Raw genomic sequence first — 23,724 nt, forward strand, 5'->3', positions numbered from 1 at the left:
CCGCCGGAGAATGTGGGCGCCGACAGAAGAAAAAAGGAGTCCGCCTGTGGCTATTCGCTATGGCAAAGGGCTGATAGGAGGAGCGGTTGTCGTCGCCCTCTTGGCCCTGCTGGTCCACTGGATCGGCATCAACACGATCGAACTGTACCGCGACGATTTGTTGTTTTACCTGCAAGCTCATCTGATCCTCGTTCTTGTCTCCATGCTGGCCGCCCTGATTGTGGGCATCCCCGCCGGTATCCTGCTCAGCCGACCGCACATGGTCGGGCGCGCAGAACGCTTCATGCAGATCTTCAACATCGGCAACACCGTCCCGCCCCTGGCCGTACTGGCCATCGCCCTCGGCGTCCTTGGCATCGGCAGCGGCCCGGCCATCTTCGCGCTGTTCCTCGCCTCCCTCCTGCCTATCGTGCGCAACACCTACGAAGGCCTGAAAAACGTCCAGGGCTCCCTGAAAGAAGCCGCCACCGGCATCGGCATGACGCCGCGCCAAGTGCTGTTTCGCGTGGAATTGCCCAACGCCGTGCCAATCATCGTCGGCGGTGTGCGTGTGGCCCTGGCGATCAATGTCGGCACCGCGCCGCTGGCGTTCCTGATCGGTGCCAACAGCCTGGGCAGCCTGATCTTCCCTGGCATCGCCCTGAACAATCAGCCGCAATTGCTGCTCGGCGCTGCGTGCACCGCGCTGCTGGCGTTGTTGCTCGACGGTCTGGTGACTCTGGCCAGCCGCCTCTGGCTGGAACGCGGGTTGCGTGCGTCTTAAGGAACCGACATGAAAAAACTGACATTGATAATGAGCTGCGTCCTGCTCTTGGCAGGCGTTGCACAAGCCGCCGAAAAACCGGTGATCCGCATCGGCGCCCGGGTGTTCACCGAACAGACCCTGCTCGCCGAAATCACCTCCCAGTACCTGCGCACCAAGGGCTATGACACCCGCGTGACCGGCGGGCTGGGCAGCAACCTGGCGCGCAGTGCCCAGGAAAGCGGGCAACTGGACCTGATCTGGGAATACACCGGCGTGTCGCTGGTGGCCTACAACCATGTCGACGAGAAACTCGACAGTGAACAATCCTACGCTCGGGTGAAAGAACTCGACGCGAAAAAGGGCCTGGTCTGGCTCTCCCCGTCGCGCTTCAGCAACACCTACGCCCTGGCATTGCCGGAGAACGTGGCGAAGGAATTCCCGCAGATCAACAGCATCAGCGACCTGACCCAGGCCCTGGCGGAAAAAACCAAAGGCACACGCCTGGTCGCCCTGGACACCGAGTTCGCCAACCGTTCCGACGGCCTGGCCGGCATGGTCAAGCTGTACGACATGAACCTGACCCGCAAGAACACCCGGCAGATGGACGCTGGCCTGGTCTATACCGCGCTGCGTAATGGGCAGGTGTTCGCCGGTTTGGTCTACACCACCGACGGCCGCCTGAATGCCTTCAAATTGAAGTTGCTGGAAGACGACAAGCATTACTTCCCCGACTACACCGCCGCGCCGGTGGTGCGCCAGGTTTATCTGGATGCGCATCCACAACTGGCCGCCGAGCTCAAGCCGCTGGCCGCGCTGTTCGACGACGAAACCATGCGCCAGCTGAACGCCCGGGTCGACGTCGACCATGAAAGCCCTTCCACTGTTGCCGCCGATTTCCTGCGCCAGCATCCGATCAATCAATAAGAGGAGAAGACATGGAATTCCTGAACGCCTTTTCCCATCTTGATTGGGCCCAAGTCCTGCACTTGACCGGGCAGCACATCACCCTGGTCGGCATTGCCGTGATCCTCGCGATCCTGATCGGCGTGCCCCTGGGCATCCTGATGACGCGCTTCCCGACGCTTGCAGGCCCGCTGCAAGCCAGCGCCACGGTATTGCTGACCGTACCGTCCATCGCCCTGTTCGGCCTGCTGCTGCCGTTCTACTCCAAATTCGGCCAGGGCCTGGGGCCGATGCCGGCGATCACCGCCGTGTTCCTCTACTCCCTGTTGCCGATCATGCGTAACACCTACCTCGCCCTCACTGGCGTGGAGCCTGGCATTCGCGAAGCCGCCAAAGGCATCGGCATGACCTTCGGCCAGCGCCTGCGCATGGTCGAGTTGCCCATCGCCGTGCCGGTGATCCTCGCCGGTGTGCGCACCGCCGTAGTGATGAACATCGGTGTGATGACCATCGCCGCCACCATCGGCGCCGGTGGCCTGGGTGTACTTATTCTGGCTTCCATCAGCCGCAGCGACATGTCGATGCTGATCGTCGGCGCCGTGCTGGTCAGTCTCCTGGCCATCTTCGCCGACCTGCTTCTGCAATGGCTGCAACGCTCGCTGACTCCAAAAGGACTGCTCAAATGATCGAACTTCAAAACCTGTCCAAGACCTTCCAAAGCAACGGCAAGACAGTAACGGCCGTGAACGATGTAAGCCTGACCGTCAACGAAGGCGAGATTTGCGTATTCCTCGGCCCATCGGGTTGCGGCAAGAGCACCACGCTGAAAATGATCAACCGCCTGATCAAACCCACCTCGGGCAAGATCCTGATCAATGGCGAAGACACCACCGATCTCGACGAAGTGACCCTGCGCCGCAACATCGGTTATGTGATCCAGCAGATCGGCCTGTTCCCGAACATGACCATCGAGGAAAACATCGTGGTGGTGCCCAAGCTGCTCGGCTGGGACAAGCAGAAATGCCACGACCGCGCCCGCGAGTTGATGAGCATGATCAAGCTGGAGCCCAAACAGTACCTGCATCGCTACCCGCGTGAGCTGTCCGGTGGCCAGCAACAGCGCATCGGCGTGATCCGCGCACTGGCGGCCGATGCGCCGCTGCTGCTGATGGACGAGCCGTTCGGCGCAGTCGACCCGATCAACCGCGAGATGATCCAGAACGAATTCTTCGAGATGCAGCGCGCGCTGAACAAGACCGTGATCATGGTCAGCCACGACATCGACGAGGCCATCAAGCTGGGTGACAAGATCGCCATCTTCCGTGCCGGCAAGCTGCTGCAGATCGACCATCCGGACACGCTGCTGGCGCATCCTGCCGACGAGTTCGTCAGCAACTTCGTGGGCCAGGACAGCACCCTCAAGCGTCTGCTGCTGGTGAAGGCCGAGGATGCTGCGGACAACGCGCCGTCGGTGAGCCCGGAAACTCCAGTGGCCGATGCCCTGGAGCTGATGGATGAAACCGACCGCCGCTATGTGGTCGTCACTTGTGCCGAGAACAAGGCGCTGGGTTATGTACGCCGTCGCGACCTGCACCGTCAGACCGGCACCTGCGGCCAGTATCTGCGCGAGTTCAACGCCACGGCGGCGTACGACGAGCATTTGCGCATCCTGCTGTCACGCATGTACGAGTTCAACCGCTCGTGGTTGCCGGTGATGGATGCGGAACGGGTGTTCCTCGGGGAAGTGACCCAGGAGTCGATTGCCGAGTACCTGAGCTCTGGTAAGTCGCGTGGGGGCAAGACCAGTATCGTGTCGCCAGCTGAAACTGCGTTGGCCTGACACAACACAGGTCAACATGTGGGAGGGGGCAAGCCCCTCCCACATTTGGCTCTATGGTAGGCCAAGGAAATCCCGCTGATTTGCCCCATTCGGGGAACATCATTCCGTCACACCTGTCGGTTACATAAGTAGCTGCACGGGTTCGCGCGACGAACGCGTGCAAAAACGCGACATTTTTAGTTGATCTCAAGCCCCTCACGCCCTAAAGTTCGCGCCGAACGTCCATGCTGGAAACGATCCATCCGGCTCAAGTACTGACGACGAGACAGCAAGGCCAAGGGAAGCGGTTGATCCCATGGCCTTTTTGCTTTCGGCGACATGCCTTGGGAAGTAGGCGAACCAAAGTGGGGATACGGAGGACGTTCATTTGCACCCATTGACTAAATCAGTTTGCCCTTAGGAGTTCCCAGCATGTCGATCAACGTCGAAGATTATTTCGCGCGCGCCACTTTTGACAAAATGAAGGCGTTCGCCGACAAGCAAGAAACCCCGTTCGTGGTGATCGACACCGCGATGATCAGCCAGGCCTACGATGACCTGCGCGCCGGTTTCGAATTCGCCAAGGTCTATTACGCGGTCAAGGCCAACCCGGCCGTCGAGATCATTGACCTGCTCAAGGACAAAGGCTCGAGCTTCGACATCGCTTCGATCTACGAGCTGGACAAGGTACTGGGCCGCGGCGTCAGCCCTGACCGTATCAGCTACGGCAACACCATCAAGAAGTCCAAGGACATCCGCTACTTCTTTGATAAGGGCGTACGCCTGTTCTCCACCGACTCCGAAGCCGACTTGCGCAACATCGCCAAGGCCGCGCCGGGTTCGAAAGTGTATGTGCGTATCCTCACCGAAGGCTCGACCACGGCTGACTGGCCGCTGTCGCGCAAATTCGGCTGCCAGACCGACATGGCGATGGACCTGCTGATCCTCGCCCGCGACCTGGGCCTGGTGCCGTACGGCATCTCGTTCCATGTCGGTTCGCAGCAGCGCGACATCAGCGTATGGGACGCGGCGATCGCCAAGGTCAAAGTGATCTTCGAGCGCCTGAAAGAAGAAGACGGCATCCACCTCAAGCTGATCAACATGGGCGGCGGCTTCCCGGCCAACTACATCACCCGCACCAACAGCCTGGAAACCTACGCCGAAGAAATCATCCGCTTCCTCAAGGAAGATTTCGGCGACGACCTGCCGGAAATCATTCTGGAGCCGGGCCGTTCGTTGATCGCCAACGCCGGTATCCTGGTCAGTGAAGTGGTATTGGTTGCACGTAAATCCCGTACCGCCGTCGAGCGCTGGGTGTACACGGACGTGGGCAAGTTCTCCGGCCTGATCGAAACCATGGACGAAGCCATCAAGTTCCCGATCTGGACCGAGAAGAAAGGCGAGATGGAAGAAGTGGTCATCGCAGGTCCCACCTGCGACAGCGCCGACATCATGTACGAAAACTACAAGTACGGCCTGCCGCTGAACCTGGCGATTGGTGACCGCTTGTACTGGCTGTCGACCGGTGCGTACACCACCAGCTACAGCGCGGTTGAGTTCAATGGCTTTCCGCCACTGAAATCGTTCTACGTGTAAAACGGCCGCACATAAAAAACCCATGACATGTCATGGGTTTTTTTACACCTCAAGAAAGGCTTACCGCGCGTTGTTGATAGGCACCGGCCATCGCCCGGATCCGCGGATCATTCGCCGCTACCAAGGCCTTGTGCGCCACCCGCAAGAACTTCAGGTTCCCGCCCGCCAACGCCTTGCGCAACCATTCCAGCGCCGCGTCGATCTGACCTCTGTCGGCCAGCACCGCCGCATAGCTGAACTGCCCGCGAAAATCACCGGCCTCGGCTGAGCGTCGATACCAGTCCACAGCGGCGTCCAGGTCCTGTGGGCAGAACCGACCATCTTCCAGGTAACGCCCCAGCAGGTTCATCGACTTGGCATGCCCCTGCTCGGCCGCCCGGCGATAACAGGCCAATGCTTGTCGTTGGTCCTCGGCGACACCGCGCCCCGTGGCCAGCAGATTGGCGTAGTTGTACTGCCCCCAATCCAACCCTGCGTCGGCAGCCGCCCGATATTCCCGCGCCGCCGCCGCCTCATCGACATCACATCCCCAGCCATGCTCGCGGCAACGCCCAACCATGTTGCGGGCCATCAAATGCCCGCTGTGCGCGGCGATCTGGAACCAGCGCAAGGCCAGTGTCTCATCGCGTGCGATGCCACGCCCTTCGAGCAGGATTTGCCCGAGCAACGCCTGGGCATCGACCACTCCTTCCTTCGCCGCCATCAGGATTGCCTGGGCAGCGCGCACGGGGGAATCGTCGAGCATCGCTTGCAGTTGCTCAACGTTGAGTACCTCTTCCCGACGCAATAAAAAGCCCATGTCAGACCTCGACCCAACGGCGCAACAGGTTGTGATACGTACCGGTGAGTTGAATCAGCGCGGGGTGGTCAGGCACATCGGCGGTCAGTTGCTGGATCGCACCGTCCATTTCAAACAGCAGGGTGCGCTGGCTGTCTTCACGTACCAGGCTCTGGGTCCAGAAGAACGAGGCATAGCGTGCGCCACGGGTCACTGCGTTGACTTTGTGCAGGCTGGAGCCGGGGTACAGCACCATGTCGCCGGCCGGCAGCTTCACGCGCTGCAGGCCGAAAGTGTCCTGGATTTCCAGTTCGCCGCCGTCGTATTCGTCCGGGTCGCTGAAGAACAGCGTCGATGACAGGTCGGTGCGGACCCGCTCGTGGCTGCCCTTGGGTTGGCGCACGGCGTTGTCGATATGAAAGTCGAAACTGCCGCCCGCCGTGTAGCAATTGAGCAGCGGCGGAAACACCTTGTGCGGTAACGCCGCTGACATAAACAGCGGGTTCTGCCAAAGCCGTTCAAGCATCGCCGCGCCGATTTCCTTGGCCAGCGGGTGGCCCTCGGGCAATTGCAGGTTGTGCTTGGCCTTGGCGGACTGGTGCCCGGCGGTGATTTTACCGTCGGCCCACTCGGCGTTTTCCAGGGCCTGGCGGATGCGCTGCACCTCCTCACGAGAGAACAGGCCGGGGATGTGCAGCAGCATGGGGCAGTACCTGAATTCAGAGAGGCGCCAATGGTATTGATTCTTATCCGCCCTGTAAAACGCCAGGACGAACGAGATCGTAAAAACCGTAAGCAAAAAGTGTAAAGAATGTAAATTCAGTGCAATTAGCAATGTATCGCAATTGATAGAAAGTCTTGTTCGCCCTATATTCCGCGACCTCACATCCTTGGGGAAAGGACACGTCATGTCGCGCACCACTACAAAAATACCTGCCGGTTCACCACGCATGCTGGCTTCAGCCATCGGCGTTGCCCTCAGCGCCAGCTCTGTCGCCCATCTGGCACAAGCTGCCGAAGACACTGAACAAAAAGGCCAGCGCAACAGCATTTCCCTGGGCGCCACCAGCATCACCGGGGAAACGCAGGACAACACCTCCTACCAGGTCGAAAAAGCCTCGTCGCAGAAATACACCGCACCGCTGGTGGATACCCCGCGCTCGGTCACCGTGGTGCCGCAACAAGTCCTCAAGGACACCGCCGCCACCTCGTTGCAGGATGCCTTGCGCACCGTGCCGGGCATCACCTTTGGCGCGGGCGAAGGCGGCAACCCCCAGGGCGACCGCCCGTTCATCCGCGGTTTTGATGCCCAGGGCGACACCTACCTGGACGGCGTGCGCGACACCGGTGGCCAGAGCCGTGAGATCTTCGACATCGAGTCGATTGAAGTCAGCAAAGGCCCGAACTCATCGTTCGGCGGTCGCGGTTCAGCCGGCGGCAGCCTCAACCTGGTGAGCAAGACCCCACAAGCGCGGGACTTCACCAATGGCGGCTTCACCTACGGTTCCGACCAGACCCGCCGCTACGTACTCGACGTAAACCGCCAGTTCCTTGATGACAGCGCCGCGTTCCGCCTGAACCTGATGAGCCATGAACAGAACGTGGCTGGCCGCGACGCGGTCAATTACGACCGTTGGGGCGTGGCACCGTCGCTGACCTTTGGCCTGGGTACCCCGACCCGCGTCAACCTCAGCTACTACCACCTGGAAAGCAACGACCTGCCGGATTCGGGGATTCCCTACGGCTATGGTTCGTCGACCGCCACCGCCCATGTGCACGACAAGCCCAACGATGGCGGCGACAGCAATAATTTCTACGGTTTGAAGGACCGCGACTTCCGCAAGACCCGCGCCGATATCAGTACGTTCTCCATCGAGCACGACCTGAACGACACCATGACGCTGAAAAATACCCTGCGCCATGGCAGCACCGGCCAGGACTACATTCTTACCCAGCCGGACGACAGCAAGTTCAACGTCAACCGCTACGGCACCGTGTGGCGTCGCGCCAATAGCCGGGTTTCGACCACGACCACCACCACCAATCAGACCGACCTGTTCGGCACGTTCCAGGCCCTGGGTTTCAAGCACAGCTACTCCACCGGCCTGGAGTTCACCGGTGAAGAAACCCGCGTCAGCAGCTACACCATCAGCCCCAACGCCAATCCAGTGTGCACCGTGGCCAAAGGCAGCCTGGGCGGCCAGTGCACCTCCCTGAGCAATCCGAACCCGGATGACGCCTGGACCGGCAGCATCGCCCGCAACTACTACGGCACCGCCACCAAGGCCACCAGCCGTGGCGCTTATGTATTCGACACCATCGAGCTGGACCCCAAATGGTTGCTGAACGTCGGCCTGCGCTACGACACCTTCGACACCGTGGCCAACACCGACTCGGCCACCGGCCGCAGCAAAATCAAGGAGGACAGCCAGTTCTTCAACTGGCAGGCCGGCCTGGTCTGGAAGCCAGTGGAAAACGCCAGCATCTATGCGTCCTACGCCACATCGGCGACACCTGCCGGTGGCCTGGTCGGTGAAGGGTCGGACGGCAACCCACTCTCAGCCGGTGCCGCCACCAGCGACCTGCAGCCCGAAGAAACCGTCAACTACGAGTTGGGCACCAAGTGGGACCTGTTCCACGATCGCCTGTCCCTCACCGCTGCGGTGTTCCGCACCGAAAAGAAAAACACGCGCATCCTCGTGGACGCGCTCACCTATCAGAACGCCGGCGAATCCCAGGTCGACGGCCTGGAACTGTCCGCCAGCGGCAAGATCACCGACCAGTGGCAAGTGTTCGCCGGCTACAGCTACCTGGACAGCGAGCTGGTCAAATCCGGCCTCAACGGGCGTAACGGTGTCGTCAGCGCGGGTTCGAACAAAGGCAACCAGATGCCGAATACGCCGAAGAACACCTTCAGCCTGTGGACCACTTACGACGTCACCTCCAAGCTCACCCTCGGTGGCGGTGCGTTCTACGTCGACCAGGTTTATGGCGACGCCGGCAACACCGTCTATGTACCGTCCTACACCCGCTACGATGCCATGGCCAGCTACAAACTGACCAAGAACGTCGACCTGCAACTGAACGTACAAAACCTGACCGACAAGGTTTACTACGACAAGGCCTTCTCGACACACTTCGCCAACCAGGCGGCCGGTCGTACGGCCCTGTTGACCACCAGCTTCCATTTTTAAGCAGCAGCGCCGCGCAGCACAGGGCCCCACGCATCGGATGCGTGGGGCTTTTGCGTGTAAAACAGAATGTTTCTCGACAAGCCACGGCATAATGCGCGCCGTGCCCTACATATCCGGATAGACGAGGCGGTCAGACGTGTTGAAGAAAACCCTGTTCCAGTTGCACTGGTTCTTCGGCATCACTGCCGGGCTGGTGCTGGCCTTGATGGGGATCAGCGGGGCTGCGGTCTCGTTTCAGGATGAAATACTGCGGGCGCTCAACCCCAGCGTACTGACCATGGAAAAACGCGAAGCCGGTGTGCTGCCGCCCGCCGAACTGGTGCGCAAGCTGGAGGCCACCGAAGGCCAGACCGTGGCCATGCTGTTCGTCGAAAGCGAAAGCGGCAACGCCGCCCGCGTGTTCTTCACCGCGCCGCCCGGCGAGCGCCGTGGCCAACTGCGCTATTTCGATCCCTACACCGGCGACTACATGGGCGACGTGCTCGGCCAGGATGTCTTCGGCTTTCTGCTGCAGTTCCACCGTTTCCTGGTGATGGGCGATGCCGGGCGCAACATCACCGGCGCGTGCACGCTGATCCTGGTGTTCTTCTGCCTCTCCGGCCTGTACCTGCGCTGGCCGCGCCAGGTGGCGAGCTGGCGGGCCTGGCTGACGCTGGACTGGCGCAAAAAAGGCCGTGCCTTCAACTGGGACCTGCACTCGGTGTTCGGCACCTGGTGCCTGCTGGCTTACCTGCTGTCGGCGTTGACCGGCTTGTATTGGTCCTACGACTGGTACAGCCAGGGCCTGACCAGACTGTTGTCCGACGCCCCGCAACACGAACGGGTGCGCAAGCGCGGCCCGGCGCCCGAGGGTGCGGCGCCAGTGGCCAACTACGATGCGATCTGGAGCAGCATCTACAGCAACGCCGGCCCAGGCTTGAGCGCCTATAACATCCGCATGCCAGCGGTCGCCGGGCAACCGGCCATCGTCTACTACCTGTTGAAAAACTCGCCCCATGACCGGGCGCTGAACCAGATCAACCTCGACCCGGCCACCGGCGAGGTCAAGTCCCACGACCAGTACGCCAGCAAAAGCCTCGGTTCCAGACTGCTGACCAGCGTCTATGCGCTGCACACCGGCAGTTACTTCGGCTTGATCGGGCGGATTGTCCTCACGCTCAGCTCGGTGCTGATGCCGCTGTTCTTCATCACCGGCTGGCTGCTGTACCTGGACCGCCGGCGCAAAAAACGCCAGGTGCGAGATGCGCGCAAAGGCCTCACAAGCAACCCCAGTAACGCTCCGGCCTGGCTGATCGGTTTTGCCAGCCAGAGCGGTTTCGCCGAACAGCTTGCCTGGCAAACGGCCGGGCAATTGCAGGCCGCCGGCCTGCCGGTGAAGGTGCAGCCCCTGGGCAGCGTCAGCCAGGACGACCTGCGCCAGTCGGAAAACGCGCTGTTTGTGGTCAGCACCTTCGGCGACGGCGAAGCGCCTGACAATGCCCGTGGTTTCGAGCGCAGCGTGCTCGGCCAGGACCTGTCCCTCAAGGGCCTGAACTACTCGGTGCTGGCCCTGGGTGATCGCCAGTACGAACATTTCTGCGGCTTTGCCCGCCGCTTGCATTTCTGGCTGACCCATCAGGGCGGCAACCCACTGTTTGCGCCCGTGGAAGTGGACAGCGGCGACACCACCGCCCTGCTCCACTGGCAACAACAACTCGGCCAACTGACCGGCCACGCCCCGGCATCCGCCTGGCCGACGGCCCAGTATGAAAACTGGACGCTCAGCCACCGCTCATTGCTCAACCGCGACAGCAGCGGCTCGGACGTCTACCTGCTGGGCCTCACCTCACCGTCGCCACAAAGCTGGCAAGCCGGCGACCTGGTGGAAGTGCTGCCACGCAATTGCCCGTGGGCCATCGAACACTTCCTCGAAGGCCTGGGCCTGGCCGGCAGTGACAGCGTATTGATCGACGGCATGGCGCATACGCTCGACCAGGCCCTGGCCACCCGCCAGTTGCCGACCCATCGCGCGCACCTGGTCGGCCTGCACGCCCAGGCGCTGGTGGACGCGTTGGTGCCGCTGGGCATGCGCGAATACTCCATCGCCTCGATTGCCAGCGATGGCGTGCTGGAACTGATCGTGCGCCAGGAACGTCACCCCGACGGCAGCCTGGGCCTGGGCTCGGGCTGGCTGACCGAGTACGCCGCCCTCGGTTCTAGCATCAGCCTGCGTCTGCGCCGCAACAGTGCGTTCCACCTGCCACAGGCGCCGGTGCCGCTGATCCTGCTGGGCAACGGCACCGGCCTGGCGGGCCTGCGCAGTCTGCTCAAGGCCCGCATCGCCGACGGCCAGCAGCGCAACTGGCTGCTGTTTGGCGAGCGCAATATCAAGCATGACTTCCTGTGCCAGGACGAGCTGCAAGGCTGGTTGGCCAGCGGCGATCTGGCGTTGCTCGACCTGGCGTTTTCCCGCGATCAGCAAGAGAAGATCTACGTGCAGGACCGCCTGCGCGAGTCAGCGGATGTGCTGCGTAAATGGCTGGCCGACGGCGCGGCAATTTATGTGTGCGGAAGCCTGCAGGGAATGGCGACGGGGGTGGACCAGGCGCTGGTGGACATCCTCGGCAGTGAAGCCGTGGCGCGGTTGATCGAGCAGGGGCGTTATCGCCGCGACGTGTACTGACCCCCTGAACGAACAACACTCAACCTGTGGGAGTGGGCTCGCCCCCTCCCACAATTTTTAATGCATTCCAAGTCAGGTGGGCTGGAGTTTTTGTTCGAACACCGAGACGCCATCCAGGTCCCGCAGCACCACAGTCAACTCCGCCGTCTGCCCATCAATGTTCACCTCGCCAAAAAACTGAAACCCCGCCAGCGGCGAGGTGTTCTGCGCCGGCGGTGCCTTCTCGAACACCACTTCGGGGCCAAAGGTCTTGTCCAGCGGATTAGGCCCGAAACTCCCGGCGTTCAACGGCCCGGCGACAAACTCCCAGAACGGTTCGAAATCCTGGAACGCCGCACGATCCGGGTGGTAGTGATGCGCGGCGCAGTAGTGCACATCGGCGGTCAGCCACAGGTGGTTGCGCACGTTTTGCGCCCGTAGAAAGCCCAGCAGCTCGGCGATTTCCCATTCGCGGCCTTGCGGCGCACCGGGATCGTTGTTGGCGATGGCTTCCCAGCGCGGCACGCCGGGGCTGACTTCACCGTCGGGCACGCCGAGGCCGATGGGCATGTCGGCGGCGATGACTTTCCACTGCGCCTGGGAGCCCTTGAGTTCCCGCTTGAGCCAGTCCAATTGCGCACGCCCGAGGAAGGGTTTTTCGCCGCCGAGGTTGTCATCGTTGGGCCCGCGATAACTGCGCATATCCAGCACGAATACATCCAGCAGCGGACCGTAGCTGAGCTTGCGATAAATCCGCCCGCCGCCGTCCGCTGCCTGGCGGCGCATCGGTGAGTATTCCAGCCACGCCTGGCGCGCACGGCCGACCAGGGTATTGATGTCCTTGACCCGGTAACGCTCATCCAACTGCTTGCTCGGCGACCAGTTGTTCACCACTTCATGGTCGTCCCACTGCCAGATCTGCGGCACCTCGGCGTTGAAGCGGCGCACGTTTTCATCCATCAGGTTGTAGCGGTAATTGCCGCGATACTCCTCCAGGGTTTCAGCGACTTTACTCTTGGCCTCCGTGGTGATGTTGCGCCAGATGCGCCCGTCTTCGACGGTGAGCTGCGCGGGCACCGGGCCGTCGGCATAGATGGTGTCGCCACTGTGGATAAAAAAGTCCGGCAGACGCAGGCGCATGGCTTCGTAGATACGCATGCCGCCGATGTCCGGGTTGATGCCGAAGCCTTGGCCGACGGTGTCGCCGCTCCACACAAAACGAATGTCACGGCGCTGTTGCGGCACGCTGCGCAGGTGGCCGAACCAGGGTTCGCTGGCGATGCCGGTCTGGGCGTCCTCGAGGTGCACGCGGTAGAAGATCGCCTGGTCGACAGGCAGCCCGGTGAGCTCGACGCGGGCGGTGAAGTCGCTGCGCTGGTCGGCCAGCGGCGAAACAAAACGACGAGGGTTGCTGAACACGCTGCGGGTGTCCCACTCCACCACCATCTTGGCCGGGCGGTCGCTGCGGCTCCAGATCATGGCGCGGTCGCCGAGCAGGTCGCCGGACTGCACGCCATCGGTGAGCTGCGGCCGGTCCTTGACCGAAGCGATCACCGCCGGCGCCAGGCCCGGCAACAACAGGCCGGCGCCGACGGCTTGCATCACGCGGCGGCGGCCGAGATCGAAGTGGCTCATGCAGGTGCCCTCTTGAGTATCAAAAGGGCCACTAAAGCACGCCCCGATGAAGCAGAGATGACACCTATACAGCGATCAACGGTGGGAGGGGGCTTGCCCCCGATGGCAGAGTGTCAGCCAGCACATTTATGGCTGACCCACCGCTATCGGGGGCAAGCCCCCTCCCACATTTTCAGCACCGCGTCAGACGGTCACAGTCAGTTCTTGCGCTTCGGGGCGTTTGATCAACGCATAGACCAGGCCGGTCAGCAGGCTGCCGGCGACAATCGCCAGCAGATACGGCAATGCATGGTTCATCGCATTCGGGATCACCAGCACAAACAGGCCACCATGGGGCGCCGCCAGTACGCAGCCGAAGTACATGGACAGGGCACCGGTCAATGCACCGCCGGCGATACTGGCCGGAATCACGCGCAACGGGTCCTTCGCGGCAAACGGGATCGCGCCTTCGGAAATGAAGCACAAGCCGAGGATCATCGCCGCCTTGCCCGCTTCGCGTTCGGTCTGGGCGAACTTGCGGCGTGCCAGGAACGTGGCGATGCCCATGCCGATCGGCGGCACCATGCCGGCCGCCATGGTCGCGGCCATCGGCGCGCCGCTGTGGGCCGCCAGCAGGCCGACGGAAAATGCGTAGGCCGCCTTGTTGATCGGCCCGCCCAGGTCGACACACATCATGCCGCCCAGCAAGATGCCCAGCAGTACCGCATTGGTCGTGCCCATGGTGCTGAGAAAATCAGTCAGCCCCACCAGCATGCGCGCGACCGGCGGCCCCACCAGGTAGATCATCGCCAGGCCGGTGAACAGACTCGCCAGCAACGGGATGATCAGGATCGGCTTGAGCGCCTCCAGGCTCTGCGGCAATTTCACTGCGCGGGTGATCAACTTGACGCAATAACCGGCGAGGAAACCGGCGAAGATGCCACCGATAAATCCAGCACCCAGGGTGCCGGCCAGCAGGCCGCCAATCATGCCCGGCGCGATGCCCGGACGGTCGGCAATCGAGTAGGCGATGTAGCCCGCCAGCAGCGGCACCATCAGCATGAAGGCGCGGTCGCCGACGGTTTTCAGCGCAGCCGCCAGGGTGCCTTCCTGTTCAAAGGCGTGAATGCCGAACACGAACGACAAGGCGATCAACAACCCGCCTGCCACCACCATCGGCAACATGAACGACACACCGGTGAGCAGGTGTTTGTACACGCCGGTTTTTTCCGGCTTGGCCACCGCGCCGCTGGCCGCGCTTTCCACCGCACCTTCGGCAAGGGCCTTGTTGAGGGTGGCTTCGGACTGCTTGAGCGCAATACCGGTGCCGCACCGGTAGATCTTCTTGCCGGCGAAGCGCTCGGTGGCGACTTCGATATCGGCGGCCAACAACACCACATCGGCATTGGCGATTGCTTCGGCGCTCAATGGCGTACGGGCACCGACCGAGCCCTGGGTTTCGACCTGCAAGTCATAACCCAGGCGCTTGGCTGTCTGCTGCAAGGCTTCGGCAGCCATGAAGGTATGGGCGACGCCGGTCGGGCAGGCGGTGATCGCAACGATGCGCGGCGCGTTCCTGGCCGGGGCTTCAGCCGCGACATACACCTGCGCCTCTTCGGCGCCACGACGCAATACGGCGTCGACATCCGCCAACGCCTGGGCCGGTGTGCTCTGGAACACGCGCTTGCCGACAAAGCGCTGCATCTCCACCGGGGTGCTGCTGACCAGCAACACCCATTCGGCGTCGTCGATGACCGACTGGGACAATTGGCGCTCCGGGCGCTGCACATCCACCACTTCAACGCTGGTACTCCAGCCCTGGCGCTGCGCGGCGGCGTCCAACAAGCGGGCGCACAGCACACTGGTGACCATGCCGTTCGGGCAGGCAGTAACAATGGCTAACTTCATCACAAACCCTCTTATTGTTCTGTCAGCGTGCGCACGTGGACGCCGCTTTCGAGGCGCGCCAACTGCGCGTCATCGCTGATGCCAAAACCGATCTGCGTCACGGCCATGGCGGCAATTGCCGTGGCACGGCGCAAGGTCTGTTCCGGGGTATCGCCGCTGAGCAGGCCGTGCAGCATGCCGGCCAGCAGCGAGTCACCGGCACCGACGGTACTGGCCACCGTCACCTTTGGCGGCGTGGCCTGCAACGCCGCGCCTGGGCGGTACCAAGTGACGCCGGCAGCGCCATCGGAAACCACCACATGTTCCACACCTTGCCGATGCAGTTGGCTGATTGCATCCAGGGCATGACCCAGGGCATCGGCCAGTTCTTCAGTGTTGGGCTTGACCATCCACGGACCCGCCTTCAAACCGGCGCGCAGTGCTTCGCCGCTGGTGTCCAGGGCGACTTTCAACCCGAGGTTTTTCAGTTGCTCCAACAGCCCCTGGAACCACTGCGGGCTGATGCCACGCGGCAGGCTGCCGGCCACCACCACCGCATCGAATTGCGCACCGATATCGGCGATGCGCTTGAGCAGCGCGGCTTGCGCCGCGTCACTGACCACCGGCCCCGGCGCATTGATATCGGTGACACGGCCGTCCTGTTCGGCAATCTTGATATTGCTGCGGGTTTCGCCCGGCACGCGAATGAACGCGTCACCAAACCCACGGCGGGCGATGAGTGCCTCGAAGGCCTGGGGGTTCGCCTCGCCGAGGAAACCGCCCACGCTCACCTGATGGCCCAAATCCGCCAGCACCTGCGCCACATTCACACCCTTGCCGGCGGCATGGGTCAGCAGGGTTTCGCTGCGGTTCACTTCACCCGGTTCCAGGTGCGCCAGGCGCACCGTCAGGTCCAACGCCGGGTTCAGCGTCAGGGTCAGAATCCTTGCCATCTACACGGCCTCCACTAGGGCACGCACTTCGGCGGGCGAGCCCACCGCCAGTGCTTGTTGCGCCAGGCCCTGGGCCTCGCTCAGACTGAATTCACGCACCCGCGCCTTCACTTCCGGAATGCTGCGGGCCGACACGCTCAACTCATCCACACCCAGACCGATCAGCACCGGCACCGCCAGCGGGTCCGCCGCCAGCTCGCCGCACACCCCCACCCATTTGCCATGGGCATGGGCGGCGCGCACGGTGATGTCGATCAGTTGCAGCACCGCCGGGTGCAGGCCATCGGCCTGGGCGGACAAGGTGGGGTGACCACGGTCGATGGCCAGGGTGTACTGGGTCAGGTCGTTGGTGCCGACGCTGAAGAAATCCACTTCCTTGGCCAACACCGGCGCGAGCAAGGCCGCCGAGGGCACTTCGATCATGATCCCCAGTTGCAGGTCCGCCACCGGGATTTCCAGGCGCAGGCGCTCGGTCATATCACGGGCGGCACGCCATTCGTCGACGCTGCCGACCATGGGGAACATGATGCGCAGCGGGCGGCTATCGGCGGACCGTAACAGCGCGCGCAATTGTGCTTCCATGATCTGCGGGCGTTGCAGGGTGAGACGGATGCCGCGCACGCCAAGGAAGGGGTTTTCTTCCTCGGCAATCGGCCAATACGGCAACGGTTTGTCGCCGCCCACATCGAGAGTACGCACCACCAGCGGGCGACCGCCAAGACCGTCGAGCACGCGGCGGTATTCGGCCTCCTGGGTGGCTTCGTCCGGCGCCTGCGGGTGGGCCATGAAAATCAGTTCGGTGCGCAGCAGGCCGATGCCTTCGGCGCCCTGTTCCACCGCGCCGGCAACCCCAGCGCTTTCGCCGATATTGGCGAACACTTCCACGGCATGGCCGTCGCGGGTCAGCGCCGGTTCATGGCGTTGCGCCGAAGCGGCTTGCAAGCGTTGTTCGCGGGTGTCGCGCTCGACCGTGGCGCGTTGCAGGGTGGCGGCATCGGGGTCGACATGCAGGCGACCGCGCTGGCCATCCAGCAGCAAGGGGGTGCCGGAGGCCAGCAGCAACACCGCCGGGCCGGCGCCGACCAGCGCCGGGATACCGAGGGCACGGGCGACGATGGCGCTGTGGGCCGTCGCGCCGCCTCGGGCGGTGAGGATGCCGGCGACGCGCGCGGGATCAAGACGCGCCACGTCCGACGGACCGACCTCGTCCATCACCAGAATGTAGGGCTCGCTCGGCTCCTGGGCGGTTTCGACGCCGCACAGTTGCGCCAATACACGGCGGCCGATGTCACGCAGGTCGGCGGCGCGCTCGGCGAGCAAGGCGTCCTGCAACGATTCCTGCTGCCGGGCGGCCGCTTCGATCACACTCATCCACGCGGCTTCGGCGCTCTCGCCTTGCTTGAGGCGGGTGTCGACTTCGTCGGTGAGTTCCGGGTCGTCGAGCATTTCCTGGTGGGTGATGAAAATCTCGCGGATCGCCTTGGAAGGGTTGCGTTCGATCAGGCCCTGGATGTCGCGGCGCACTTCGCCCAGGGCACTGTGCAGGCGCTGGCGCTCAATAGCGGAGGATTCGCCGCGCAGGGGGTAATCGAACGTTTGCTGAACCTGGATATGCGCGGGGCCAATAGCGATGCCCGGTGCGGCGGCAATGGCCTGGACCTGGCTGCCGCTGGTCGGCGCATTGACAACCGGCTCGATATCCAGGGCTGCCGGTTGGGCGCTGACCGTCGGTAGCGGCTCGACCTCTTCACCGAGGCCTTCCTCCACAGCGGCGAGCAACGCGGGCAGCGCATCGCCGGCAATCGTCGGCTCGGCGACAAACTCCAGCACCTGGCCACGCCGTGCGCCGAGGCTCAACAGCTTGCTCAGGCTTTTAACCGACACGGCGCCGACCGGGCCGTCAACGATGCGCACGCGGATGTCGGCTTCAAAACTTTTCGCCAACTGCGCGAGGATCTTCGCCGGACGTGCATGCAGGCCATGGGCGTTGGCCAGGGTGACGCGGGCGCTGGGCCAGTCCGGAGGCAGTTCGCCGCCAAGCACTTCGAGCACGGCACGGCTGCTGGTGGCGCGGCCCAGTTCCTGGCCGCGACCTTCGATGAGCAAGGCGCACAGGCGCTCCAACAGCGCTTGGTGGGCTTCACCGAGGCTGGCCAGACAGAACAGGCCATGGAGCGGCTGGCCGAGGTAACGCATGGGCTTGTCCGGGGTGACAAACGCCAGGCCCGGGCGCTTGACGGTCTGTTCACTGTGCAACCACCACAGGCCATCGCCCAGGGGCAGCGCGTCAACCTGCTGCAACACGGCGGCGAAACCATTGCTCACACAATCGGCCTGGCGCAACAGGCGTGCGCCGCGCCAGACCAACTCTTCGAAGTCGTCGGCGGACACACCCAGGCTGATCATCTGCGCATCCAGCGCCAGTTCCTGCGGTGCGCCTTGCAGCAGTTTCAGCAGGACTTCGGCGCTTCCGGCACGGCGCAATGCCTGGCCCAGGTCGGTTTCGCCAAGGGCACGGGTGAGCAGTTGCAACAGGCGCAGGTGTTCGTCAGATTTGGCGGCAATGCCAATGGCCAGGTACACGATCTGGCCGTCGCCCCAGTCCACCCCTTCGGGGAACTGCAGCAGGCGCACGCCGGTAGAGAACACCTGGTCGCGGGTTTCGGGGGTGCCGTGGGGGATGGCAATACCTTGGCCGAGAAAGGTCGAGCCCTGGGCTTCACGGGCCTGCAAGCCACTGAGATAACCCTCGGCGACCAAGCCATCAGCCACCAGTTTGTCAGCGAGCAGGTGCAAGGCAGCAGATTTATCCACAGCCACCTGGCCCATGGAAATCTGCTCTACAGTGAGCTCAAGCATGCCGTTCTCCTAGTTAGTGCGGTGACCGCACTAGGTATTGTTTTAAACAAACAGTGTAATGGGTGTGCATCAATAGCTGACTGAGCAGTCAGTTGGCAGTAGCTACTCAGTCGCGAACGTCGTAAAAATACGCTGGCTGAAACGTTTAATCTAGAATTTATGGCAGATTACGCGTTAATTGCGCATCCTTGAACAACCACTCGGCACTTGAGCTGAGACATTAGTCGAGTGCTGGAATCGGTTACGATTGGACAAAATGTCGGGGGCAAGCTCCAGAAAACAAGGAAATCCCGGTTTGAAACTCAGTGATATCGCCCGTCTGGCCGGTGTGTCCGTGACCACCGCCAGCTACGTCATCAACGGCAAGGCCGAACAGCAACGCATCAGCAACGCCACCGTCGAACGGGTGCGGGCTGTCGTCGAAGCCCATGGCTTTACTCCTAACCCACAGGCCGCCGGGCTGCGCAGTCGGCACACGCGCACCCTGGGTTTCATCCTGCCCGACCTGGAAAACCCCAGTTACGCACGCATCGCCAAGCTCCTGGAGCAAGGTGCACGGGCGCGGGGCTATCAGTTGCTGATCGCCAGCTCCGACGATGACGCCGACAGCGAACGCCAGTTGCTGCAACTGTTCCGCGCGCGGCGTTGTGATGCGCTGTTCGTCGCCAGTTGCCTGCCGGCCAGCGATGACAGTTATCGCGAGCTGCAAGCCAAGGGGTTGCCGGTGATTGCCATCGACCGGGTGATGGGTGCGGATCAGTTCTGTTCGGTGGTCAGCGACGACCGCCAGGCGTGCCAGCAATTGACCAGCAGCCTGCTGCAACCGTTGCCCAAGCAGATCGTGCTGATCGGCGCACGACCCGAGCTGAGCATCAGCCAGGAACGTGCCGCTGGTTTCCGTGAAGCCCTTGCCGGGTTCACCGGCGAGGTGATCGTTGAACACGCAGAAGCCTTCAGTCGCGATTGCGGCCGACAGCTGATGGAGCAACTTCTCCAGCGACTGGGGCATTTGCCTGACGCGCTGGTAACCACGTCCTACGTGCTGCTGCAAGGCGTGTTCGACGCACTGCATGACTTCCCGCTCAAGTCGCGCCCGCTGCGCCTGGGAACCTTTGGTGATACCCAGTTGCTGGACTTCCTGCCGCTGCCGGTCAACGCCATGGCCCAGCAGCATCAACTGATCGCCGATACCGCCCTGCGCCTGGCCCTGGCGGCGATCGAAGAAGAACAGTATCAACCCGGCGTGCATGCCATCGGCCGGACGTTCAAGCAGCGTATTCACGAGGCTTGAGCGTGGAGCTGATCGACACCCATACGCACCTGGACTTCCCGGATTTCGACAGCGATCGCCGGGAAGTCCTCGCCCACAGCCGAGCGCTGGGCGTGCGGCGCATGGTGGTGTTGGGGGTGTATCAGCAGAATTGGCAAAGAGTGTGGGACCTGGTGCAAGCGGACGAAGGTTTGTTCGCCGCCTTTGGCCTGCACCCGGTGTACCTCGACGATCATCGCCCCGCTGACCTGACGGCGTTGGGCGATTGGTTGATGCGCCTGCACGGCCATCGGCAACTGTGCGCCGTGGGGGAAATAGGCCTGGATTACTTCCTCGAACAACTGGACCGCGAACGCCAGCAAAGCCTGTTTGAAGCCCAACTCAAACTGGCCGTGGACGTCCAACTGCCGGCGTTGCTGCACGTGCGCCGCAGCCACGCCGCCGTGATCGCCACCCTCAAGCGCATCCGCCTGCCCCGCGGCGGCATCATCCATGCGTTTGCCGGCAGCCTCGAAGAGGCTCGCGAGTACATCAAGCTCGGCTTCAAATTGGGGTTGGGCGGCGCCCCCACCTGGCCCCAGGCCTTGCGCATGCACAAGGTGCTGGCGCAACTGCCGCTGGATGCGGTGGTGCTGGAAACCGACTCACCCGATATGGCGCCGGCCATGTTCCCGGGCCAACGCAACAGCCCCGAACACCTGCCGGCCATCTGCACCGCCCTGGCCGAGCGCATGGGCATCAGCCCGCTATCGTTGGCTGAGGCGAGCACACGCAATGCGTGCGAGCTGTTCAATTGGTAAGACTGGCGCGACCACTTGCAGATCCAACGTGATCCGCTGCCGGTAACGGGCATAGCGCAGCGCCAGGAAATGCACCAGCAGCACCAGCAGTGACACGTTGAACTGCCCGACTACCGTGATCAACCCCACCCATTCTGTGACCAGTGCCACGATCAGCACCATGCAGGTGAACACCGCCATGCTCGGCTGCACCAGCGCCCAATGCCCCAACAACTTGAACGCCCGCAATTGCCGAGGGCAACTCAACTGCAGGAACTGCTGGCAATACGGGCAATCGAAGGGCTCTTCGATGGCGATGGCATTCAACTGCCAAGGCTTGAGTTCAAACCTGATATCACAATGGGCGCAATGCCCTTTGATGCCGACCGCAATGGTCATCGCCGTGCTCCCTGAACTTGAATTTGTCTGAAACAAATTCTCACCCATTCACCCAGCCAGAAAAGACACCCACGGAAATCAGGACAAGCGCTACACCGGCAAGCAATACGCCCTACCTACATTTCCTACACTCGAAACGCACCGATCAATTGCTTCAACTCAATCACCTGCATCGATAGCTGCCGGCTCGCCGCTTCGGTCTGGTGTGCGCCCTGGGCCGCATGCTCGCCGGCGCGGTTGATTTCGACGATGTTCTGGTCAATGTCGTGGGCGACGGCGGTCTGTTGCTCCACGGCGGCGGCAATCTGCTGGTTCTGGTCGACGATCATGCCCACGGCGCCAAGAATATTTTCCAGTGCCTGCTGGACCTTTTCCGACTGCCCGACCGTGCCACTGGCCATGGAATGGCTGGTGCCCATGGTTTTCACGGCGGCTGCCACACCGCTGTGCAGGCGGCTGATCATCTGTTCGATTTCTTCAGTGGAATGCTGAGTGCGCCGGGCCAGGGTGCGCACCTCGTCGGCCACCACTGCAAAACCACGCCCCTGTTCACCGGCACGCGCGGCTTCGATGGCCGCATTGAGTGCCAGCAGGTTGGTTTGCTCGGCAATGCTTTTGATCACCTCCAGTACGCTGCTGATGGACTGGCTGTCAGTGGCCAACTGGTTGATCACCCGTACCGACTCATCGATCTCCGAGGCCAGCCGCGCGATGCTGCCCTGCTGGGATTGCACCAGGCCACGGCCACTGACGGTTTCATCATTGACACTGTGTGCACTGCTGACTGCCGCCGCCGCGCTGCGCGCGACTTCCTGGGCAGTGGACGACATCTGGTTCATGGCCGTTGCCACCTGCTCGATCTGGCTACGCTGCCCGGACACCGCCTGGTTGCTCTGAGCCGAGATCGTTTCCACCTGGCCGGCCTGGAGCTCGACCTGGCTGACGGTGTGCCCGACGCGCTCGATCAGGTCATGGATCTTCGCCACGGTGCCGTTGAACACCTGGCCCAGGTCGCCCAACTCATCGCGACTATGCGCAACAAAAGTGACGGTCATGTCGCCGGCCGCCACCTTGTCCATCATCGCCCCCAGGCGCCGCAGCGTGGTGCGGGTGGACGCGTAGAAACCGGCGTACAAATAGAAGATCAGCAAGAACACGGCGCTCAGGGCCGACACGAGCACCACCATGTGCGTGCGGTTTTGCGCCAGGCGTTGCTCCAACTGCTGTCCGAGGAACGCCAGGGTGGCGTCATCCAGCTGATAGGTCAGGGCCATCAACTGGCTGACGCCGTCGTAGAAACCCTGCCAGGGTGCGTCGAGCGTTTCGGCCATCACCACCTGCTCTTCAAACAACTCGCTGCCATGCTTGAGGCTGGCGTTGCTGGCCGTGGCGAGGTTGTCGAGTGCCGCGTGGGCTGCGGTACTGGAGCCCAAGGCATCCTGCAACTTCAGGCCATATTCGGCCTGGAGTTTTTCCAGTTGCTGTAAAAGCTCGTCAAACCGTGTGCTTGACGAAGAATTGAGAAAACCCTGGCCCAGGGAATACGCGCCCATCGCCCGGCCTTCGCCCAGGGCCTGGGTGACTTGCGGGGTGACGCTGGTGATCAGCTCGCCGAGTTGGCGCAGGTCACTCTGGGCGTCTCGGCTGAGCCCGGATTGGCTGGCGACGATCTGGCTGAGCATCTGCGCCTTGTTGAGCAACTTGCCGATCAATGCACTTTTGCTCAGCAGCGACGTTTCCTGTTGCTGGGTCTTGAAGGCCGAAATCAACTCGTCGCGCTTGGCATTGAAAGCCGCAATCTGCTCGGGCTCGGTGGCCATAGCGTTGAGGCCCTGCAGGCGGTTGAGCACGCTTTGTTCCAGGGCGCTGATCTTGCCGTCAAGATCGCCGGCCTTGCCGGACTGACCGAGGGTGGCGTTGATCTGTACCTGGTTGTTGAGGGTTTCCAGGTCGCGGCGCAGGGCCAGGCTGCTGCCAAGTAAATCAAGGCTTTGCAGTTCGACGCGAGTGCCCTGGAATTCACGCCATGAGTCACGCACCAAGTAATAGTTGGTTGCCAGCATCGGTAGCAGGAACAACACGCTGATCAGGCTGAACTTCATGCCGAAGCTCAGGCGATTCATCAAGGCGACGGCGGGATAGAGCAAGCTCTTCACAGGTGAACTCCCTTTCTTTTATTTTTATTGAGGTGCAGGGCGGCAGTTAGCCAGCATCTGTATAGCTCAATTTGAGAGGGAGTTTTGTAACTTAAGGTTAATGGTTGGTGGGGCTGCTTCGCAGCCCAGCG

At 62.4% G+C, this 23,724-nt stretch carries 17 protein-coding genes and 1 pseudogene; 9 read left to right on the forward strand and 9 right to left on the reverse strand.

Features of this window, described 5'->3' with window-relative positions; all coding sequences use genetic code 11:
* The first annotated feature begins 10 nt into the window (after positions 1-10).
* From BM026_RS15305 to BM026_RS15325, 5 genes are all read left to right on the forward strand, one after another.
* Positions 11-763 (forward strand): ABC transporter permease, encoded by a 753-nt coding sequence (locus BM026_RS15305; protein ID WP_258539690.1) that lies wholly within the window; start codon positions 11-13, stop codon positions 761-763.
* A gap of 9 nt (positions 764-772) precedes the next feature.
* Positions 773-1,669: a glycine betaine ABC transporter substrate-binding protein gene (locus BM026_RS15310; RefSeq protein ID WP_071491103.1), complete on the forward strand. Its 897-nt coding sequence runs from the start codon at positions 773-775 to the stop codon at positions 1,667-1,669.
* Positions 1,670-1,680: 11 nt separating this feature from the next.
* On the forward strand, positions 1,681-2,334 hold the full coding sequence (locus BM026_RS15315) for an ABC transporter permease (RefSeq protein ID WP_058423040.1): 654 nt from the start codon (positions 1,681-1,683) through the stop codon (positions 2,332-2,334).
* On the forward strand, positions 2,331-3,488 hold the full coding sequence (locus BM026_RS15320) for an osmoprotectant ABC transporter ATP-binding protein OsmV (RefSeq protein WP_071491102.1): 1,158 nt from the start codon (positions 2,331-2,333) through the stop codon (positions 3,486-3,488). The genes BM026_RS15315 and BM026_RS15320 overlap by 4 nt, the downstream gene beginning before the upstream one ends.
* A 411-nt stretch (positions 3,489-3,899) precedes the next feature.
* Positions 3,900-5,063, forward strand: coding sequence for a type III PLP-dependent enzyme (locus tag BM026_RS15325; RefSeq protein WP_071491101.1), 1,164 nt, complete (start codon positions 3,900-3,902; stop codon positions 5,061-5,063).
* 49 nt (positions 5,064-5,112) lie between these two features.
* Here the strand turns inward: BM026_RS15325 and BM026_RS15330 are convergent, their stop codons facing one another.
* Entirely contained in the window at positions 5,113-5,862 is a 750-nt protein-coding gene (locus BM026_RS15330; RefSeq protein ID WP_071491100.1) for a tetratricopeptide repeat protein, read from the reverse strand.
* A gap of 1 nt (position 5,863) precedes the next feature.
* Positions 5,864-6,544 (reverse strand): Fe2+-dependent dioxygenase, encoded by a 681-nt coding sequence (locus BM026_RS15335; RefSeq protein ID WP_071491099.1) that lies wholly within the window; start codon positions 6,542-6,544, stop codon positions 5,864-5,866.
* A 205-nt stretch (positions 6,545-6,749) separates the two neighbouring features.
* Between BM026_RS15335 and BM026_RS15340 the strand changes: the two genes are divergently transcribed.
* Positions 6,750-9,035, forward strand: a complete 2,286-nt coding sequence (locus BM026_RS15340; protein WP_093529207.1) for a TonB-dependent receptor — start codon at positions 6,750-6,752, stop codon at positions 9,033-9,035.
* A gap of 136 nt (positions 9,036-9,171) precedes the next feature.
* Complete coding sequence (locus tag BM026_RS15345; protein ID WP_093529210.1) at positions 9,172-11,697, forward strand: sulfite reductase flavoprotein subunit alpha; 2,526 nt, start codon at positions 9,172-9,174, stop codon at positions 11,695-11,697.
* 72 nt (positions 11,698-11,769) lie between these two features.
* Here BM026_RS15345 and BM026_RS15350 read toward each other — a convergent pair whose 3' ends face one another.
* The 4 genes from BM026_RS15350 to ptsP form a co-directional block, all read right to left on the reverse strand.
* Positions 11,770-13,311 (reverse strand): alkaline phosphatase D family protein, encoded by a 1,542-nt coding sequence (locus BM026_RS15350; protein WP_093529213.1) that lies wholly within the window; start codon positions 13,309-13,311, stop codon positions 11,770-11,772.
* A gap of 183 nt (positions 13,312-13,494) precedes the next feature.
* A complete protein-coding gene (locus BM026_RS15355) occupies positions 13,495-15,198 on the reverse strand; it encodes a PTS fructose-like transporter subunit IIB (RefSeq protein WP_092240672.1) in 1,704 nt (567 codons plus the stop codon).
* Between the two features lie 11 nt (positions 15,199-15,209).
* Complete coding sequence (gene pfkB / locus BM026_RS15360) at positions 15,210-16,130, reverse strand: 1-phosphofructokinase (protein ID WP_093529216.1); 921 nt, start codon at positions 16,128-16,130, stop codon at positions 15,210-15,212.
* Complete coding sequence (ptsP, locus tag BM026_RS15365; RefSeq protein WP_093529219.1) at positions 16,131-18,989, reverse strand: phosphoenolpyruvate--protein phosphotransferase; 2,859 nt, start codon at positions 18,987-18,989, stop codon at positions 16,131-16,133. It lies immediately after the preceding gene.
* Between the two features lie 295 nt (positions 18,990-19,284).
* Here ptsP and cra point away from each other — a divergent pair, with 295 nt between their 5' ends.
* Together cra and BM026_RS15375 are read left to right on the forward strand one after the other, a co-directional pair.
* A complete protein-coding gene (cra, locus tag BM026_RS15370) occupies positions 19,285-20,280 on the forward strand; it encodes a catabolite repressor/activator (RefSeq protein ID WP_071491092.1) in 996 nt (331 codons plus the stop codon).
* Between the two features lie 2 nt (positions 20,281-20,282).
* A complete protein-coding gene (locus BM026_RS15375; protein WP_092240666.1) occupies positions 20,283-21,059 on the forward strand; it encodes a TatD family hydrolase in 777 nt (258 codons plus the stop codon).
* On the opposite strand, the gene BM026_RS15380 is transcribed toward BM026_RS15375, so the two are convergent.
* The 3 genes and pseudogenes from BM026_RS15380 to BM026_RS29620 form a co-directional block, all read right to left on the reverse strand.
* Complete coding sequence (locus tag BM026_RS15380; protein ID WP_092240664.1) at positions 21,006-21,437, reverse strand: hypothetical protein; 432 nt, start codon at positions 21,435-21,437, stop codon at positions 21,006-21,008. The two genes, BM026_RS15375 and BM026_RS15380, sit on opposite strands and share 54 nt — an antisense overlap.
* Before the next feature lie 125 nt (positions 21,438-21,562).
* The gene (locus BM026_RS29615; RefSeq protein ID WP_371914362.1) at positions 21,563-22,492 is read right to left on the reverse strand and encodes a methyl-accepting chemotaxis protein; all 930 of its coding nucleotides are present in this window, start codon (positions 22,490-22,492) and stop codon (positions 21,563-21,565) included.
* A pseudogene (locus BM026_RS29620) lies at positions 22,469-23,560 on the reverse strand (methyl-accepting chemotaxis protein); the annotation flags it as partial. The gene BM026_RS29615 and the pseudogene BM026_RS29620, both read right to left, overlap by 24 nt.
* Positions 23,561-23,724: the final 164 nt, after the last annotated feature.

This window comes from Pseudomonas sp. NFPP24 (assembly GCF_900112095.1).
Classification (GTDB): domain Bacteria; phylum Pseudomonadota; class Gammaproteobacteria; order Pseudomonadales; family Pseudomonadaceae; genus Aquipseudomonas; species Aquipseudomonas extremorientalis.

Bases quoted from the DNA above. Each gene is read 5' to 3' on its own strand.
- BM026_RS15320 (WP_071491102.1), top strand. From the start codon at position 2,331: ATGATCGAACTTCAAAACCTGTCCAAGACCTTCCAAAGCAACGGCAAG.
- BM026_RS15325 (WP_071491101.1), top strand. From the start codon at position 3,900: ATGTCGATCAACGTCGAAGATTATTTCGCGCGCGCCACTTTTGACAAA.
- BM026_RS15355 (WP_092240672.1), bottom strand. From the start codon at position 15,198: ATGAAGTTAGCCATTGTTACTGCCTGCCCGAACGGCATGGTCACCAGT.
- BM026_RS15335 (WP_071491099.1), bottom strand. From the start codon at position 6,544: ATGCTGCTGCACATCCCCGGCCTGTTCTCTCGTGAGGAGGTGCAGCGC.
- BM026_RS15340 (WP_093529207.1), top strand. From the start codon at position 6,750: ATGTCGCGCACCACTACAAAAATACCTGCCGGTTCACCACGCATGCTG.
- BM026_RS15310 (WP_071491103.1), top strand. From the start codon at position 773: ATGAAAAAACTGACATTGATAATGAGCTGCGTCCTGCTCTTGGCAGGC.
- BM026_RS15305 (WP_258539690.1), top strand. From the start codon at position 11: ATGTGGGCGCCGACAGAAGAAAAAAGGAGTCCGCCTGTGGCTATTCGC.
- BM026_RS15380 (WP_092240664.1), bottom strand. From the start codon at position 21,437: ATGACCATTGCGGTCGGCATCAAAGGGCATTGCGCCCATTGTGATATC.
- BM026_RS15315 (WP_058423040.1), top strand. From the start codon at position 1,681: ATGGAATTCCTGAACGCCTTTTCCCATCTTGATTGGGCCCAAGTCCTG.
- pfkB (WP_093529216.1), bottom strand. From the start codon at position 16,130: ATGGCAAGGATTCTGACCCTGACGCTGAACCCGGCGTTGGACCTGACG.
- BM026_RS15330 (WP_071491100.1), bottom strand. From the start codon at position 5,862: ATGGGCTTTTTATTGCGTCGGGAAGAGGTACTCAACGTTGAGCAACTG.
- BM026_RS15350 (WP_093529213.1), bottom strand. From the start codon at position 13,311: ATGAGCCACTTCGATCTCGGCCGCCGCCGCGTGATGCAAGCCGTCGGC.
- BM026_RS29615 (WP_371914362.1), bottom strand. From the start codon at position 22,492: ATGACCGTCACTTTTGTTGCGCATAGTCGCGATGAGTTGGGCGACCTG.
- ptsP (WP_093529219.1), bottom strand. From the start codon at position 18,989: ATGCTTGAGCTCACTGTAGAGCAGATTTCCATGGGCCAGGTGGCTGTG.